The 15312-nt window shown below is 69.4% G+C and carries 17 protein-coding genes; 7 read left to right on the top strand and 10 right to left on the bottom strand.

The window, feature by feature from the left end:
• Window positions 1-82 precede the first annotated feature (82 nt).
• The 3 genes from BMX43_RS07370 (at window position 83) to BMX43_RS07360 (ending at window position 2774) form a co-directional block, all read left to right on the top strand.
• On the top strand, window positions 83-475 hold the full coding sequence (locus BMX43_RS07370) for a hypothetical protein (protein WP_091299459.1): 393 nt from the start codon (window positions 83-85) through the stop codon (window positions 473-475).
• 35 nt (window positions 476-510) lie between these two features.
• On the top strand, window positions 511-1929 hold the full coding sequence (locus tag BMX43_RS07365) for a PepSY-associated TM helix domain-containing protein (RefSeq protein WP_091299456.1): 1419 nt from the start codon (window positions 511-513) through the stop codon (window positions 1927-1929).
• A 77-nt stretch (window positions 1930-2006) separates the two neighbouring features.
• On the top strand, window positions 2007-2774 hold the full coding sequence (locus tag BMX43_RS07360; protein WP_091299453.1) for a hypothetical protein: 768 nt from the start codon (window positions 2007-2009) through the stop codon (window positions 2772-2774).
• Here the strand turns inward: BMX43_RS07360 and BMX43_RS07355 are convergent.
• The 3 genes from BMX43_RS07355 to BMX43_RS07345 are packed head-to-tail and all read right to left on the bottom strand — an operon-like array spanning window position 2771 to window position 4810.
• Entirely contained in the window at window positions 2771-3559 is a 789-nt protein-coding gene (locus tag BMX43_RS07355; RefSeq protein ID WP_091300153.1) for a metal ABC transporter permease, read from the bottom strand. The genes BMX43_RS07360 and BMX43_RS07355 overlap by 4 nt on opposite strands.
• A complete protein-coding gene (locus BMX43_RS07350) occupies window positions 3552-4337 on the bottom strand; it encodes a metal ABC transporter ATP-binding protein (protein ID WP_091299450.1) in 786 nt (261 codons plus the stop codon). The genes BMX43_RS07355 and BMX43_RS07350 overlap by 8 nt, the downstream gene beginning before the upstream one ends.
• Window positions 4334-4810 (bottom strand): Fur family transcriptional regulator, encoded by a 477-nt coding sequence (locus tag BMX43_RS07345; protein WP_091299448.1) that lies wholly within the window; start codon window positions 4808-4810, stop codon window positions 4334-4336. Before BMX43_RS07345 ends, BMX43_RS07350 begins: the two co-directional genes overlap by 4 nt.
• Window positions 4811-4879: 69 nt before the next feature.
• Between BMX43_RS07345 and BMX43_RS07340 the strand changes: the two genes are divergently transcribed.
• Window positions 4880-5839, top strand: coding sequence for a zinc ABC transporter substrate-binding protein (locus BMX43_RS07340; RefSeq protein ID WP_091299446.1), 960 nt, complete (start codon window positions 4880-4882; stop codon window positions 5837-5839).
• A gap of 57 nt (window positions 5840-5896) precedes the next feature.
• Entirely contained in the window at window positions 5897-6862 is a 966-nt protein-coding gene (locus BMX43_RS07335; RefSeq protein ID WP_091300150.1) for an aldose epimerase family protein, read from the top strand.
• A 12-nt stretch (window positions 6863-6874) separates the two neighbouring features.
• On the opposite strand, the gene BMX43_RS07330 is transcribed toward BMX43_RS07335, so the two are convergent.
• On the bottom strand, window positions 6875-7570 hold the full coding sequence (locus BMX43_RS07330; protein ID WP_091299443.1) for a metal-dependent hydrolase: 696 nt from the start codon (window positions 7568-7570) through the stop codon (window positions 6875-6877).
• A gap of 71 nt (window positions 7571-7641) precedes the next feature.
• Between BMX43_RS07330 and BMX43_RS07325 the strand changes: the two genes are divergently transcribed.
• Complete coding sequence (locus BMX43_RS07325) at window positions 7642-8082, top strand: hypothetical protein (protein ID WP_139201545.1); 441 nt, start codon at window positions 7642-7644, stop codon at window positions 8080-8082.
• 367 nt (window positions 8083-8449) lie between these two features.
• Window positions 8450-8929 (top strand): copper chaperone PCu(A)C, encoded by a 480-nt coding sequence (locus tag BMX43_RS07320; protein ID WP_091299437.1) that lies wholly within the window; start codon window positions 8450-8452, stop codon window positions 8927-8929.
• Between the two features lie 50 nt (window positions 8930-8979).
• Here BMX43_RS07320 and BMX43_RS20370 read toward each other — a convergent pair whose 3' ends face one another.
• Genes BMX43_RS20370 through BMX43_RS07290 form a run of 6 tightly spaced genes read right to left on the bottom strand, consistent with a single transcriptional unit; the run spans window position 8980 to window position 15222 of the window.
• A complete protein-coding gene (locus BMX43_RS20370) occupies window positions 8980-10122 on the bottom strand; it encodes a TonB family protein (protein ID WP_091299434.1) in 1143 nt (380 codons plus the stop codon).
• A complete protein-coding gene (locus BMX43_RS07310; RefSeq protein WP_091299431.1) occupies window positions 10112-10792 on the bottom strand; it encodes an adenosylcobinamide amidohydrolase in 681 nt (226 codons plus the stop codon). Before BMX43_RS07310 ends, BMX43_RS20370 begins: the two co-directional genes overlap by 11 nt.
• A complete protein-coding gene (locus BMX43_RS07305) occupies window positions 10789-11547 on the bottom strand; it encodes an ABC transporter ATP-binding protein (protein WP_091299427.1) in 759 nt (252 codons plus the stop codon). The genes BMX43_RS07310 and BMX43_RS07305 overlap by 4 nt, the downstream gene beginning before the upstream one ends.
• Window positions 11544-12530, bottom strand: coding sequence for a FecCD family ABC transporter permease (locus BMX43_RS07300; RefSeq protein ID WP_091299424.1), 987 nt, complete (start codon window positions 12528-12530; stop codon window positions 11544-11546). Before BMX43_RS07300 ends, BMX43_RS07305 begins: the two co-directional genes overlap by 4 nt.
• Window positions 12527-13345 carry an ABC transporter substrate-binding protein gene (locus BMX43_RS07295; RefSeq protein ID WP_091299420.1) on the bottom strand — a complete coding sequence of 273 codons (819 nt, stop codon included), beginning with the start codon at window positions 13343-13345 and terminating at the stop codon, window positions 12527-12529. The genes BMX43_RS07300 and BMX43_RS07295 overlap by 4 nt, the downstream gene beginning before the upstream one ends.
• A complete protein-coding gene (locus BMX43_RS07290; protein ID WP_091299416.1) occupies window positions 13339-15222 on the bottom strand; it encodes a TonB-dependent receptor plug domain-containing protein in 1884 nt (627 codons plus the stop codon). The genes BMX43_RS07295 and BMX43_RS07290 overlap by 7 nt, the downstream gene beginning before the upstream one ends.
• Between the last annotated feature and the right edge of the window lie 90 nt (window positions 15223-15312).

Here is a 15312-nt window from a genome sequence, read left to right as displayed (position 1 = left end):
ATGGCAGAAAACGACATGGATCGCACATCTGCGGCAGTTTGCGCGGCTTGACGGAATCGTGGGCGGCGGGCAGGAGAGAGCAATGAGGGCCGCGTCGATCCGTCAGAACCCCTGCCTGCGCGTCACCGGCCTGTTGCTGGTGCTGCCCTTCCTGCTGTTGTCGCTGATCGCGCCGGGCTTCATGCCGGTGCGGGGGGCGGATGGCGGGGTGGCCATCGTGATCTGTGCCGATGGGGCGATGGCGGAAATCATCGTCGATGCCGTTACCGGGCAGCCCGTGCCCGACGCCGCGCCGCAGGATGAGCGCTGCGCCTGGGCGCAGGCGGCTGTTGTGGTAGCGGAACTGGCGCAGCCAACCCTGGTGCCGCCTGTCGCGCTGCCGCTGGGGTTTCATCCGGTTGCGCCGCATGATCTGTGGCGCCCGGCCCATGATCCGCGCGGGATCTGGGCACGGGGGCCGCCCGAAACCGTCTGATCTGATCCCTTTTCAATCCTTCAGACGGAGACATCATGTCGATTCAATCGCCCGGGCTTGCGCCCGCAGGCGGCCAAGGCCGCATCAACACACTTTATTTTGCCGTATGGCGCTGGCATTTCTATGCCGGTCTGTATGTCATCCCCTTTGTCCTGCTGCTGTCGATCACCGGCATCGTGATGGTGTGGTTCAGCGCCATTGCGCCGGAATATGGCGAGCGCCTGCCGGTGATGCCGCAGGGCGCGGCGCTGGCGGTGCAGGCGCAGGCGGATGCGGCGGCGGCCCATGCGGGGGGCACGGTCACGCAATATATTGCGCCTTACGGGGCGGAGAACCCGGCGCTGTTCCGGGTGGCGGTCGGTGATGCGGCGCGGATCGTGGCGGTGAACCCCTATGACGGCGCGGTGCTGCGCGACACGGCAGAGGGCGATACCTGGGAGGAACTGGCCGACCATTTGCATGGCGAGCTGATGCAGACCGGCGCGGCCAAGGTCTGGGGCGATCTGGCGGTGGAGATCGCGGCCTCGCTGGCGTTGCTGCTGGTGGCGACGGGGCTGTATCTGTCCTGGCCGCGCAACGGGCGGACGCTGCGCGACATGCTGGTGCCGGATCTGGCAGCGCGCGGGCGGGCCTTCTGGAAATCGCTGCATCTGGTGCTGGGCACATGGCTGAGCGTGATTCTGGTGTTCTTTCTGCTGTCGGGGCTGAGCTGGGCCGGGGTTTGGGGCGGCACCTTCGTGCAGGCCTGGAGCACCTTTCCGGCCGAGAAATGGGATGCGGTACCGCTGTCGGATGCGACCCATGCCAGCATGAACCACACGGCCATCGCCACCGTGCCATGGGCGCTGGAACAGACGCCGATGCCGGAATCGGGCTCGGGCGCCGGGAGTGCCGGCACGGCACCGGGGGCGGCGGTCGATCTGTCCGCCGTGGTGGCGCTGGCGCGGGAGCTGGGCTTTGACGCGCGGTTTCAGGTGAATTTCCCCCAAGGGGAAAGCGGGGTCTGGACGATCAGCCGCGACAGCATGTCGAATGACAGCACCGACCCGACCAGCGACCGCACGCTGCATGTGGACCAGTATAGCGGGCGGATTCTGGCGGATGTCGGTTTTGCCGATTACAGCCCGGCGGGCAAGGCGATGGCGGTGGGGATTCCGCTGCATATGGGCCTGATGGGGCTGTGGAATGTGGTGCTGAACATCGGGCTGTGCGTGCTGCTGCTGCTGATCGCGGTTGCGGGCGTGGTGATGTGGTGGATGCGCCGCCCGGCGGGGGCTGGCCGTCTGGCCGCGCCGCCGCGCCCGGAACTGGTGCCGCTGACCAAGGGGGTAGCGCTGATCGGGCTGGGGCTGGGCATGGCCTTTCCGGTGCTGGGTCTGTCGCTGCTGGCGGTGCTGCTGTTCGATCTGGTTGTGCTGGGGGCGGTGCCGCCGCTGAAACGCGCGCTGTCGTGATGCTTTGGGCGCGGCGGGGGCTTGCCTGCCGCCGCGCCTTTGGCCACTCTGCGGCGAATTGAGCCCGGAGATTTTTGATGCGTATCTTGACTGTGTTGTTTGCCCTTGCCGCCGCCCCGGTTGCGGCGGCGGAGGGGGTGTTGGTCTGGCATGACGATGCGGATATGGCGGTGAAGCTGGCGGTCTTGCAGGGCGATGACCCGCGCCATGTGACCGCGCTGCATGTGCTGGCCGAGACCAAGGTGATTTCGGCGACGATGACGGCGGTGTCTGCCGATGGGCAGGCGGTGGGTCTGTGTCATCAGGTGCAGGACGACAATGAATCACCCGCCAGCCTGCGCGGCTATGATCTGCAAGGGCGCGAGATCTGGAAGCGTTTTCCGTCAGAGATCCATGCGCAGATCGAGGCGGGGCTGCCTGACGGGGTGGTGCTGGCCTCGTCCTCTGACCGGCTGACCTTCAGTTGCGAGGATGGCGGGGCCAGCGGGGCGCCGGGCGGGCTGGCCTTTGATGTGGGGGTCAGCGCCGGGCCGCGCGGGGCGGACGGGTTTGTCAGCGATTACAAGACTTGGCGCATCCGGCTGCATCTGGACGGGGCCAGCGGGGCGCTGCTGGCGGCAGAGCCGGTGCGCAAGGGCGGGCTGGTGATGGTTCGGCCCAACCGCGACCGGCTGGCGCACACGCCGGACGGCAGCGCGGTGGTGATGGAGGGCGGCGCCTCGGTTCTGGTGCTGCCCGAGGGCGGCACGGGCCGGGTGCTGTGGGGCGAAGAGGCGATCCGCTGGCAGGGCAAGCCGGTGGGGGAGGGCCATGATTTCGCGTGGTTCATCCCGCCGCGCGATTAGCGCCGCATCCGCCCGAAGCTGGCGACAAGGGTGAAGCCGACGGCGGCGATGGCGACGATCGAGGGGCCTGCGGGCGTATCGTAGCTGAGCGACAGTTGCAGCCCGCCCAGCACGGCGGCGCAGCCGATCAGGGCGGCCAGCGCCGCCATGGATTCGGGCGAGCGTGACAGGCCGCGGGCGGTGGCGGCGGGGATGATCAGCATGGCGGCGATCAGCAGCGCCCCCACCACTTTCAGCGCCACGGCGACGGTGAGCGCCAGCGCGATGGTCAGCACCAGCCGCTCGCGATCCGGGTTGAGGCCCGAGGCGGCGGCGAGGTCTTCGTTCAGGGTGGCGGTCAGCAGGGCGGACCAGCGCCAGACCAGCAACCCGCAGACCAGCACCGCGCCGCCCCAGATGAAGGCCAGATCGGCGCGCGACACGGCGAGGATGTCGCCGAACAGATAGGCCTCCAGATCCACCCTTGCATCGGGCACGAAGCTGACGGCGACAAGGCCGAAGGCCAGCGCCGAATGGGCCAGCACGCCCAGCGTGGTATCCATCGCCCAGCCGCGCGCGGCGAGGGTGGCGACGGTGACCGCCATGCCCAGTGCCACGGCCAGCGTGCCCAGCCCGATGGGCAGATCGGTGGCCAGCGCCAGCGCCACGCCAAGGATGGCGGCATGCGAGGTGGCATCGCCGAAATAGGCCATGCGGCGCCAGACCACGAAAGAGCCGAGCGGCCCGGCGGCCAAGGCGGTGCCGATGCCGGCCAAGGCGGCGCGGGTCAGGAAATCGTCAAGCATGGTCATGCTCATGGTTGTGTTCGGGGTCGTGGCTGTGGTCGTGGCTGTGGTCGTGGCCGTGATCATGGGTGTGATCGTGGTCGTGGCTGTGCTGATAGAGCGCCAGCGCGCCCTGCGTGCCCAGCCCGAACAGCGCGCGGTATTCCGGCGCGTTGGACACCACGCGCGGCGTGCCTTCGCAGCAGATATGGCCGTTGAGGCAGATCACGCGATCCGACGCGCTCATCACCACATGCAGGTCATGGCTGACCATCAGGATGGCGGCGCCGGTGTCGCGGCGGACCTCTTCGATCAGGCGGTAGAAGGCGGCCTCGCCGGGTTGATCGAGGCCCTGGGTCGGTTCGTCCAGCACCAGAAGCTCGGGTTCGGTCAGCAGGGCGCGGGCCAGCAGCACGCGCTGGAACTGGCCGCCGGACAGGCCGGTCATCGGGCGTTCGGCCACCTCTGGCACGCCGACGCGGGCCAGCATGGCGTCGGTGGCGGCGCGGCTTTGGCGGGTGGGCAGCGACAGGAAGCGGCGTGCGGTCATCGGCATCGTACGGTCGATATGCAGCTTTTGCGGCACATAGCCGATCTTCAGCCCCGGCGCGCGGCGGATCTGGCCGCGCCAGGCGGGCACGATGCCCAGAAGGGCGCGCAGCAGCGTGGATTTGCCCGAGCCGTTGGGGCCGAGGATGGTGACGATCTCGCCGGGCTGCACCTGAAGCGTGATGTCATGCAGCACCTCTTGCCCGCCGAGGTGGACGCAGAGCCGATCGGAGGACAGAAGCGCGGTCATGCCTGGGCCTGACAGGCGGGGCAGAGGCCCAAAGCTTCGATATTCGCGCGTTCGACGACGAAGCCCAGATCGGCGGCGGCGGCATCCAGCGCGGCGCGCACCGGGGCGGCGGCGGCTTCGGCCACGGTATCGCAGGCGCGGCAGATCAGGAAGGCGGGGGCGTGCGCCTCGCCGGGGTGCATGCAGGCGGTGAAGGCGTTGAGGCGACGGATGCGATGGGCAAGCCCTTGTTCCACAAGGAACTCCAGCGCGCGATAGGCGACGGGCGGCTGGTTGCCATAGCCTTCGGCGGCGAGGCGTTGCAGCACTTCATAGGCGCCCATGGCGCGATGCGCCTCCAGCAAGATCTCCAGCGCGCGGCGGCGGACGGGGGTCAGGCGGGCGCCGCTGGCGGTGGTCAGCGCCTCGGCGCGGGCCAGAACATCGCCGCTGCAATGGGCGTGATCGTGCAACTGGAAGGCGGGGGCCGTCATGGTGACCTCTTGACGTGTTATGATATTACATACATAACCCCTGCCACCGGAAATGCGAAGGGGTGTCTGATGCGTTATATCATATCTTTTGCCGTGGCGAGTCTTGTCGCTGGGCCGGCTTTGGCCGAGGTGCCGCGCGTGGTGACCGACCTTGCGCCGGTGCAGGGATTGGTGGCGACGGTGATGGGGGATCTGGGGCAGCCGGAGGTGCTGCTGGACCGGGGCGCCAATGCCCATTCGTTCCAGTTGCGGCCCAGTCAGGCGGCGGCGCTGGCCGAGGCCGATCTGGTGGTGTGGGTCGGGCCGCAGATGACGCCCTGGCTGGAGCGGACGCTGGCGGGGGTGGGGCCGGACGTGCCGCAGCTGTCGTTGCTGGCGGTGCCGGGCACATATTTGCAGGCGTTTGGGGCGGGGGCTGGGGCGCATGATCATGCAGAAGAGCATGGGGCCGAAGACCATGGGGCCGAAGCGGAAGAGGGACATGCGGAGGAGGATCATGCCCATGGTGGCACTGATCCCCATGCCTGGCTGGACCCAGGGAACGGGGCGCTGTGGCTGGAGGCGATTGCTGCCGAACTGGGCCGGCGCGACCCGGAGCACGCGGCGGACTATGCGGCCAATGCCGAGGCTGGCAAGGCTGCGCTGAAGGATGCCGAGGCGCGGCTGGCGGCGCAGCTGGCGCCGGTGAAGGGGCGGCCTTTCGTGGTGTTCCATGATGCCTATGGCTATTTTTCCGGGCATTTCGGGCTGAGCGTGGCGGGCACGATTTCGGCGGGCGATGCGGTGGCGCCGGGGGCGGCGCATCTGGCGGAACTGCGCGACGAGATGGCGGCGGGGGGCGTGGTCTGCCTGTTCCCCGAGATCGGCCATGACGCCAAGCGCGCGGCGCAACTGGCCGAGGCGACCGGCGTGCGGCTGGGCGATGCGCTGGACCCGGAAGGGACGCATGTTGCGCCGGGGCCGGGCGCCTATGTCGCGGTGCTGGACGGGCTGGCGCAGGCGCTGACCGGCTGTCTGACGGCAGAGTGAGGCTTGCCGCCCCCGCCGATGCGCGCCATGTTGGCGCAAACATCGAAGGGGGCGGCGATGATCCGGGAGTTTGGCAGGACGGCGGCAGGGGCGCCGGTGCAGGCGGTGACACTGGCAGCGGGGGATCTGCGCGCCACGGTGCTGACCTATGGTGCCATTCTGCAGGATGTGCGGCTGGAGGGCGTGGGGCATGGGCTGACGCTCGGCTCTGACTGGCTGGGCGATTATGAAGGGGTCATGCGCTATCACGGGGCGCTGATCGGGCCGGTGGCGAACCGGATCGCGGGGGCGCGGGCGGTGGTCGGCGGGCACGAGTGTCAGTTTGAGGCGAACGAGGCGGGCAATACGCTGCATTCCGGTCGCGCGGGTTGCCATGCGCAGATCTGGCGGATCGCGGAACAGGCCGAGGATCGGCTGGTGCTGGCGCTGGATCTGGCCGATGGCGATGGCGGCTTTCCGGGCAACCGGCGGGTGCGGGCGGTCTGGCAGGTGGCGGCACCGGCGACTCTGACGCTGAGCATCGAGGTAGACAGCGATGCCGAGACGCTGGTGAACTTTACCAACCACAGTTACTGGACGCTGGATGGCGGGCCGACCTGGGCCGGGCATCGGCTGCGCGTGGCGGCAGAGCGGTATCTGCCGGTGGATGCGGGCCTGATCCCGACGGGCGAAATTGCGCCGGTGGCGGGCACAGCGCTGGACCTGCGGGCCGGGCGGGTGATCGCGCCGGGCGATCCGGCGATGGACACCAATTTCTGCCTGTCATCGGGGGCGGTGGCGCTGCGCGATGTGCTGTGGCTGACCGGGCAAAGCGGCGTGTCGATGGTGCTGGCCACCACCGAACCGGGGGTGCAGATCTATGACAGCGCCCGCACCAGCCGCCCGGGCCATGCGCCCTATGAGGGGCTGGCCTTCGAGCCGCAGGGCTGGCCGGATGCGCCGAACCGGGCGGGGTTCCCTTCGGTGGCCTTGGCGGCGGGCGGGCGGCGGGTGCAGCAGATGCAGTGGCGGTTTCGCCGCTGAGGCCGGGGCGGTTTACAGCATGATCGGCACCAGCACCTCGGGTTCGATCAGCTCCACATTCGGGGGCAGGCCCGCTTTCAGCACGCTGGCATCCTGTGCCAGAATCGGGAAGGTGCGGTAATGGCAGGGGATCACCGTGCGGAAGGCGAAATACTTGCGCGCGGCATAGGCGGCGCGGGCCATGTCCATGGTGAAATGGCCGCCTGCGGACAGGATGCCGATGTCGGGCTGGTGATATTCGGCCATCCAGCCCATGTCGGCCATGATGTCGGTATCGCCGGACAGATAGATCACATGGCCTTCGCCCGCGATCATGTAGCCCGCCTCGCCCCCGGCATAGATCGGCCCCTGCGCGCCCTGAATCGAGGAGGAATGGCTGGCATTCACCATGGTCACCTGCGCGCCGCCCAGATCGACGGTGCCGCCCTTGTTGAAGCCGAGGCCCTTGATGCCCGCGTCGCCTTCCCAGAACGAGATCATGTCGAAACTGCCGACCAGCGGCACGTCGAGTTGCTTGGAAATCGCCAGCGCATCGCCGGCATGATCGCCGTGCCCATGGGTCAGCAGCACATGGGTGGCGCCGGTCAGCGCCTCGGCCCGGCGGGAGTCGGGGAACATCGGGTTGCCGGTCAACCACGGGTCCACCAGCAGCACGGCCTGTTCGATTTCGATACGGAAGCCGGAATGGCCAAGCCAGATGATCTTCATGGGGCGCCCTTTCGTCCGTTGCGTCTGGGCCAAGTGTAGGGCCGGGGTCGCAGAAGGGAAGGGCGTGTGCGATGCGCCCGGCGGCCCTTTGCCACATGCCGAAATGGCGGTTGAACCGGGTCGGCTTCTGCGGCATGACTTCGGCTATGACACCGGGTTTCCTCCTGCGCCTGAAAGGGCTGGCCATTCTGGCCATTGTCGCCGTCGCACTGGTTGCGACGGGGTTTGCCCATCGCATCCCCTCTGCCGATGATCTGGACCGTCAGGCCTATGTGGCGCTGGTGGGGGATCTGGGCGATCTGTGCGGGGATGTGGATGGCGACGGGCGGCTGGATCACCCGGATTGCCCGGCTTGCCAGATCGTGGGCGGGCTTGTGCTGCCCGGGACGCTGGCTGTCTTGCGCGCTGCCGAATTGCCGCGCGGGACTGTGAGGGCCGCGCCGCGCGAAAGCCGGGTGGTGCGGGCGGTGCTGGACCCGGCCCGCGCGCTGCGGGCTCCCCCTCTGGTCTGATCGCGGTTCCGTTTCCCGATCCCGTATCAGGGCCTGCAGCGCTGCGGCCCGAACCCGAGGCTTTCCTCATGTATCAGTCTGAGATTGCGGCTTTGGCCGTGTCTGGCGCGTCGTCGCTGCGGGCTGGCGGGCCTGCTGGGGCAGGGCGGGATCTGTTTTGCGGCTTTGGCGGGGGGGAGGCGTCCCGTGATCCCCGCAGGCCGTGCCTTGCCCTTCATCCCGTGGGGCGGGGCATACTGCCCCCGTCCGGGCCTTCAGCCCGGCGGGGGTTTTTTCAGGATCGCTGCCGGGCCTTGGGCGGGCCGGGCGTGGCAGCCTGACAGGCCAGCCACCGCATTTGCCCTCGCATTTACCAAGGAGACGCGACATGAAACTGGTTCTTGGCCTGATGGCCGCGCTGATGCTGGGCACGGTGGCCCAAGCCCACAGTATCAAGATGGGCGACATCGAGATCATCCACCCCAACATCCCGCAACCGCCTGCCCGCGCAAAGTCGGCGGCGGGGTATATGGGCATCACGAATGAGGGCGCGCAGGCGGATCGGCTGATCGGGGTCGAGACGCCGTTTGCCAAAAGCGCCATGCTGCACACCACCGAACATGGCGCCGATGGCGTCGCGCGGATGATGCATCTGGAGGGGATCGAGATTCCGGCAGGCGATACGGTGGTGCTGGAACCCGACGGGATGCATGTGATGCTGATGGGGTTGAGCGGGCCGGTGCAGGAGGGAGACATGCTGCCCGCCACGCTGATCTTTGAACAGGCCGGGCGGGTGGAGATCACCTTCATGGTCGATCCGCCCGGGGGGATGGATCATGCGCATATGGATCACGGCACGAAGCCCTGATCCGGGCCGAAGGGCCTGTTTTCCCTGAACGTCACCCCTTGAACAGGCGTTCAGGGGGTGAATTTCATCGGGACGATCAGGATCAGGCCGCCCTTGTCCAATCCGGGCGGGGGCGGCGGAAGAGCGCGGACCCTGCGGGCGGCGGCGAGGGCGGCCTCGTCCAGCAGGGCATGGCCGGAAGACCCGGAGACACGGGCAGAAACAATGCGACCGTCGCTGGCCACCACGAGCTCCAGCGTGGTTTTGCCGATCAGGCGCTGTTGCCGGGCCGCAGGCGGATAGCGCTTGGCGCGGGTGACGGCGCGGCGCGCGGCAGTGGCCCAGTCGGCGGCGGATGGGCCTTTGGTCTGTGCCGACGGGGCAGCGGCGCCCGCGGCGGCGGGTTTCGATTTGGCGGCGGGTTTTGCTTTGGTCTTGGCGGTGGGCTTGGGGGCCGGTTTGGCCTCCGCCTCGGCGGCAGGTTTGGATTTTGCGGCAGGCTTGGGGCCGGGTTCGGGTTTGGGTTCGGGTTCGGCTGGCGCTTTGGGGGCGGGTTTGACCTTTGGCTTGGGCTTCGCAGGCGGCCTGGGGCTGGGGTCGGCTTTGGCCTCGGCGGCTTTGGGGGGTGGCGCGAGGGCGGGCTGTGTGGCGGTGGGCGCCACGATGGCAGGCTCGGCGGGCGGTTCGACGGGCGGAGGCGGTGCGACCGGGGCAGGCGGTTCGGGCAGCGGGGGCTGCAGGGCGGGCGGTTCGGGGTGGGGCGGGAGCGACCCGGGCGGGAGCGACTCGGGCGGGAGCGACTCGGGCCGGGGTGGTTCTGGCGGGGTGTCTGCGGGCGGCGGTGCCTCGGCGGCGGCGGGGGCGGCGGAATCGACCACCGGGGCGGGCGCCGGAGGATGGGGGCGCAGGGCCTCGAACTCGGCAGCGGAGAGGAGCGAGACTTCCAGCGTTTCGGGGGCAGGCGGGGCGGGCAGGTTCGGCTGTGCGGCCCAGAGGCCAAGGCACAGCGCCGCTGCGTGCAGCGCGGCGGAGGTGAGCCATGCGGCAGAGATCAGCGTGGGCGCGGCGGTGCCTGCCGTGGTCAGGCGGCGCTCTGCCGCAGGGACGGGGCGGGCGGCGGTGCTGGTGGGCCCAAGATGCGGGCGGCACATCCGCGCGGCGGCTGGGCCGGGGGTGGCGCGTGTGGCAACAAGGGCGCGCGCCTCAGCGGGCATCTTGCGGATACCCCTTTGCAATGGACCCGTTTTCCTGCACCCATTCGCGTGCCCCGGCCAGCACGGCCTGACGGACGGCGCGACCCAGCGCCTCGCCCAAGGCGGTGTGCAGCCCGGCGAAGCGGCCCGCGCCGGGCGGGGCGGCGAGCGCGATGCAATCGGTGCCGGTGCCGGTGGCGCGGCTGCCATCTGGCAGGGTCAGCCCGCTGTCCAGCACGGCGGCGGTGCGCGCCTCGGCGGCAATGGTCAGCGCCTCGATCTGGGCGGTTTCGGTCAGGGCGGCATCGGTCAGGACGGCGATATTGATGGTGCCGGCGCCGGTCGGCGGCGGCGTGGCGCGGCGCGCGCCCACCGCCTCGGCATTGCCAAGGCCGACGGTGGCGAGGCAGGCGACGGTGATGTCTTCGGCCTGCGCCTGCGCCTGTTTGTAAAGCCCGATGTCGCGTGAGGTCAGCATCCCCACGGCATTAGCCCAGCCCTGTTGCGCCATTTGCGCGGCGAACCACGCCTCGGCATCGAAATCGGGGGTCAGATCGGCATTGCGCACCTCGCGCCAGACGATGTGGCGGGCCATGGCAAAGCCGGGGCGATAGGGCGCAAAGCTGAGCACGCGGCGCGGCGCACCCAGATCGGCGATCAGCCAGGGGCGGACGAGGCGCGTTTCGATCATGGCTCTACCGTGGCCATGGGTTGGAACACCGGGCCGTCGGGCGTATCGACATGGTGGCAGGCGATGCCGAAGACCGAGGCCATGCGCGCCTCGGTCAGCACGGCGGCGGGCGGGCCATCGGCCACCAGACGGCCCTGTTGCAACACGATCAGCCGGGTGCAATGGCGCGCGGCGAGGCCGAGGTCATGCAGAGAGACGACGACCGCGCGCCCGCCTTCGGTCTGGGTGTCATCGGCCAGCGCGCGCAGGCTGCGCATGGTGCGGATCTGCTGCGCGGGGTCCAGCCCGGCGATGGGTTCATCGACCAGCAAGAGCGGCGTATCCTGCGCCAGCGCGCGGGCGATCAGCACCCGGGCCTGTTCGCCGCCCGACAGCGCGGTGGCGGGCCGGTCGCGGAAGGCGGCAAGGCCCATGCGCGCCAGCGCCTGGGCGACGCTGGGGTGATCGGGGCGGCGGCCACGGGCGGTGGCGCCGAGGCTGACAAGGTGGCCGACGCTGACCGCCCACGCGATGTCGCGCTGTTGCGGCAGCCAGGCGACCCGGGCGGCGCGGGCGCGGGGCGACAGCGGGGCGAGCGAGCTGTGCCCTTCGGCGGCGATCAGGCCAAGGGCGGCGCGCAGAAGCGTGGTCTTGCCCGCACCGTTCGGGCCGATCAGGCCGATACATTCGCCGGGGGCGACGGTCAGCGACACATCGTTGACCGGGATCGTATTGTCCCGGCGGACGGTCAGATGGTCCAGTGTCAACAGGCTCATGGCTGCCCCCGCATCCGCCAGATCAGGTGCAAAAAGACCGGCGCGCCGACCAGCGCCATCAGCACCCCGAGTTTCAGGTCGCGCCCCGGCAGCACGAGCCGCACTGCGATGTCGGCGGCCAGCACCAGCGCCGCGCCGCCCAGAGCTGCGGCAGGCAGCAGCCGCGCCGGGCGCCCACCGACCAGCGGGCGCAGCACATGCGGCACCACCAGCCCGACAAAGCCGACCGATCCGGCCACGGCGGTCGAGGCGCCGACCGCAGCGGCAACGCCACCGACCAGCAGCAGGCGCAGGCGGCGCAGATTGGTGCCCATGCTGGCTGCCGCATCCTCGCCCAGTGTCAGCGCCTCCAGCCCGGGGCCGCAGCGCGACAGGGCCAGCCAGCCCAGGGCCATGACTGGCAGCGCCATCCAGACATGCTCGAACGACCGATCCGCCAGCGAGCCCATCATCCAGAACACGATTTCATTGGCGGCGAACGGGTTGGGCGACAGGTTCAGCACCAGCGAGGTGAGCGCGCTGGCCAGGGCCGACAGCGCCACCCCGGCGAGGATCAGCGGCAGCGCCCCGCCGCCGCGCCCGGCCAGCAGCAGGATCAGCGACACGCCCAGCACTGCGCCTGCCAGCGCCGCGCCGGGCAAGGCGAGGGTGAAGGCGGCGGCCAGCCCGGTTTGCAGCGCCAGCACCGCGCCGAGGGCAGCGGCGGCGGAAATGCCGATCACCCCGGGTTCGGCCAGCGGGTTGCGCAGAAAGCCCTGCATCGCCGCGCCCGACAGGCCGAGGCTGGCGCCGACCATTACCGCCAGCAGGGCGCGCGGCAGGCGGATTTCGCGCATCACCAGCGTCAGCGGCCCGCCATCGCCGAACAGCAGCGCGCGCAGGCTTTCGCCGGGGGCGACCTGCGCCACGCCGGTCAGCAGGGACAGCAGGAACAGCGCCAGCACCAGCCCGGCCAATGCGGCAAGGAGCAGCGGGAATTTCATGGCGACACCGCCTGCCGTGCGGCGGCAAGCCGGTCTATGGCGTCCAGCACCGAGGGCAGGCCGCAGACCCAATCGCGGTCCTGCATCGCGGCCTGCCCGCCGCCGAGCGCGCGCAGGGCGGGGTGGGTCAGCACCTCTTCGGCGCGGGCATGGCCGGGATGGGTGGGTTCCATCACCAGCAGGTCGGGATCGGCCAGCACCAGCGCCTCCAGTGGCAGGGAGCCGCCATGCGGCAGGCCAAGGTCGGCGGCAAGGTGGTGCAGGCCCGCCGCCTCGATGATCTCGCCCGACAGGCTGCCCGCGCCCGCGCTGTAGCCATTGGCGGCATAGGTGGCGGCGGTGGGGCGGGGCTCGGGGGCGGCGGGGAGCTGGGCCAGACCGGCATCATAGGCGGCGACCAGTTCGGCGGCGGCCTCATCGCGGCCAAGGGCGCGGCCCATGTCCAGCATCCCCTGCCGCACATCGGCCAGCCCATAGGCGGGCGGGAACACCGCGACCGGGATGCCAAGGCGTTGCAGCATCGAGACGGTGGTCTGGGCGCTGAAACTGCCCGCCAGCACCAGATCGGGTTGCAGCAGATACACGTCTTCGGCCAGCCCGGTGGTGGTGGGATAGGCCCGGGCGGCATCGGCCATCACGGAAGACGCGGGGTCTTGCGCGAGGGGCGAGACGGCGACCAGTTGGCCGGGGGCGGCCAGCAGCATGGCCAGCTGATCGGTGCACAGGTTGATCGAGACCACGCGCTGCGGCCTGTCCGGCCCGGCAAAGGCCGGGGCACAGAGCAGGCAGAGCGCGAGGACCCGGGCGATCACCATGTCGCCTGAAGCCCGGCATAGAGGGTGCGGCCTTGCGTAGCATAGCCCCAGACTTCGGTATTTTCGGCGTCGAACAGGTTGGTGACCCGTCCGGTCAGTTGCACCGATTCGGTGAGGTCATAGCTGGCCGAGAGGTTGACGGTGGTGGCATCGGGCAGTTCGACCGTGGGATAGCTGCCCCAATACTGGGTATCCCAGTTGCCCATCACATGGCGGATGTCGCCGGTGACCGAGCCGCGCCCGCCAAAGGTCTGCAGCGTGGCGGAGAGGCCGATTTCATGTTCCGGGCGACGGATTTCCACCGAGCCGTCGGGGTTTTCGGCGTCGAGCCAGGTGTAGTTCAGCGCCAGCGACAAGGCGTCGGTGGCCTGCAGGCGCCCGGCGAGTTCGAGGCCCTGACGCGGGCTGGTGCCGGGCTGGTTTTCATAGGTTGCACGGCCGCTGCCATCGGGGGCGGCGCCGTAGACATAGGTGATCTCGTCGGTCAGCTTTTCGTTGAAATAGGTCGCGTCGATCACGCCGCGCCCGTCGAGCAGTTCGGCCTCGATCCCCAGATCGAAGCCGCGGCTGGTTTCCGGCGCAAGGCCGGGATTGCCCTGGGTATAGGCGTCGTCGGCGTAAAGTTCGTAATAGGCCGGGTTGACCGAGGCGCGTCCGGCAGAGCCGTGCAGGCGCAGCACGGTGTCGGGGATGCGCCAGGACAGGCCGATGTTCCAGCTTGTGAAATCGTCGAACACCTTGTTGTCGTCGCGCCGGACGCCGGCCTGAATGTCCAGCCCGTTTTCCAGAAAGCCGCGATATTCCAGCGCGACCGAGGTCATGTCGCGGGCATAGGCGGGGGCTTCGGAAGAATGGTCTTTCTGGCGTTCGGCCAGAAGGTTGAGGATATGCGCGGCTTCGGCCACGGGGCGGCCATCGAGGCCGTAGCTGAGCCGGTATTTCAGCTTTTCGGTTTCGCCGCGCGTGACCGGGCCGCCGTTGTAGTTCTGCTTGAAGATGGTGTCCTGCCATTCCAGCCGCTGCACCAGCCGCCCGTCCATCAGGGAATATTCGCCCCAGACGGCGCCCGAGGTTTCGTCGCGGGTGCTGGTCTGGGTCGGATCGTCCACCACATAGCTGTCGGCATCGGTTGCGGTCCACGACGCGCTGTCGGAGTCGTAATCTTCGGTGGCGCGGCGCAGGGTGAAGCCCAGCGTGAGGTCATCGGTGGCCTGCCAGTCGCCCGAGAGGTTGGCGGTCTTGCGGGTGATGCCATCCTTTTCGCCGCCGTCGCCGGACTGGTCGAAGCCGTTGTCGTCGCGCGCCGACAGGCTGAAGGCCAGCCCGCCGCGTTGCGTGCGCTGGCTGATGAAGGCCGAGGCGGCGCTGCCATTGCCCAGTTCGACGCTGCCGCCGGACTGCACCCCTTCTTCACCCTTTTTCGTGATGATGTTGATCACCCCGGCCGAGGCGTTGGAGCCGTAGAAGGCCGATTGCGGGCCGCGCAGCACCTCGATCCGCTCGATATTGGCGGTTTCCAGCCCGGTGAGGATATATTCATCGGAACCGCCCGTGGCCTCCACCCCGTCGATCAGGATCAGGGTATGGTTGGCCTCGCCGCCCCGGATGCGGATCTGGGTCATGCTGGCGCCGGCGCTGCTGACCGACACGCCGGGAATGATGCGCAGCGCGTCCTGCACGGTGACGATGCCGCGCTCTTCGATCTCTGCCGCGTCCAGCACGGTGACGGCGCGGCCATAGGCCTCGGCGGCGATGCCGGTCAGCCCGCCCGAGACGATGATTTCGTCCAGTGTGATCACCTCGGCACCGGCCGCGACCGGGAGGGCGAAGCAGGCTGCGCAGAGCAGGCTTGCGCGCAAGGAGCGGTTGAAGCGCATGGTTGGTTTCCCATCCCTTGTTGCGGGCATCCGGCCCGCGATATCCGTGTTGGTCCGGGAGGAAACCTCCGCAGACAGTGAGGGTCGTCA

The sequence above is a fragment of the Gemmobacter aquatilis genome, from assembly GCF_900110025.1.
Lineage (GTDB): Bacteria > Pseudomonadota > Alphaproteobacteria > Rhodobacterales > Rhodobacteraceae > Gemmobacter > Gemmobacter aquatilis.
This window is presented reverse-complemented; position numbering and strand designations above follow the sequence as displayed.

What these genes read in the sequence shown, in the direction of transcription:
- BMX43_RS07370 (WP_091299459.1), top strand. Translation starts at nt 83, where the DNA reads ATGAGGGCCGCGTCGATCCGTCAGAACCCCTGCCTGCGCGTCACCGGC.
- BMX43_RS07365 (WP_091299456.1), top strand. Translation starts at nt 511, where the DNA reads ATGTCGATTCAATCGCCCGGGCTTGCGCCCGCAGGCGGCCAAGGCCGC.
- BMX43_RS07360 (WP_091299453.1), top strand. Translation starts at nt 2,007, where the DNA reads ATGCGTATCTTGACTGTGTTGTTTGCCCTTGCCGCCGCCCCGGTTGCG.
- BMX43_RS07355 (WP_091300153.1), bottom strand. Translation starts at nt 3,559, where the DNA reads ATGCTTGACGATTTCCTGACCCGCGCCGCCTTGGCCGGCATCGGCACC.
- BMX43_RS07350 (WP_091299450.1), bottom strand. Translation starts at nt 4,337, where the DNA reads ATGACCGCGCTTCTGTCCTCCGATCGGCTCTGCGTCCACCTCGGCGGG.
- BMX43_RS07345 (WP_091299448.1), bottom strand. Translation starts at nt 4,810, where the DNA reads ATGACGGCCCCCGCCTTCCAGTTGCACGATCACGCCCATTGCAGCGGC.
- BMX43_RS07340 (WP_091299446.1), top strand. Translation starts at nt 4,880, where the DNA reads ATGCGTTATATCATATCTTTTGCCGTGGCGAGTCTTGTCGCTGGGCCG.
- BMX43_RS07335 (WP_091300150.1), top strand. Translation starts at nt 5,897, where the DNA reads ATGATCCGGGAGTTTGGCAGGACGGCGGCAGGGGCGCCGGTGCAGGCG.
- BMX43_RS07330 (WP_091299443.1), bottom strand. Translation starts at nt 7,570, where the DNA reads ATGAAGATCATCTGGCTTGGCCATTCCGGCTTCCGTATCGAAATCGAA.
- BMX43_RS07325 (WP_139201545.1), top strand. Translation starts at nt 7,642, where the DNA reads ATGCGCCCGGCGGCCCTTTGCCACATGCCGAAATGGCGGTTGAACCGG.
- BMX43_RS07320 (WP_091299437.1), top strand. Translation starts at nt 8,450, where the DNA reads ATGAAACTGGTTCTTGGCCTGATGGCCGCGCTGATGCTGGGCACGGTG.
- BMX43_RS20370 (WP_091299434.1), bottom strand. Translation starts at nt 10,122, where the DNA reads ATGCCCGCTGAGGCGCGCGCCCTTGTTGCCACACGCGCCACCCCCGGC.
- BMX43_RS07310 (WP_091299431.1), bottom strand. Translation starts at nt 10,792, where the DNA reads ATGATCGAAACGCGCCTCGTCCGCCCCTGGCTGATCGCCGATCTGGGT.
- BMX43_RS07305 (WP_091299427.1), bottom strand. Translation starts at nt 11,547, where the DNA reads ATGAGCCTGTTGACACTGGACCATCTGACCGTCCGCCGGGACAATACG.
- BMX43_RS07300 (WP_091299424.1), bottom strand. Translation starts at nt 12,530, where the DNA reads ATGAAATTCCCGCTGCTCCTTGCCGCATTGGCCGGGCTGGTGCTGGCG.
- BMX43_RS07295 (WP_091299420.1), bottom strand. Translation starts at nt 13,345, where the DNA reads ATGGTGATCGCCCGGGTCCTCGCGCTCTGCCTGCTCTGTGCCCCGGCC.
- BMX43_RS07290 (WP_091299416.1), bottom strand. Translation starts at nt 15,222, where the DNA reads ATGCGCTTCAACCGCTCCTTGCGCGCAAGCCTGCTCTGCGCAGCCTGC.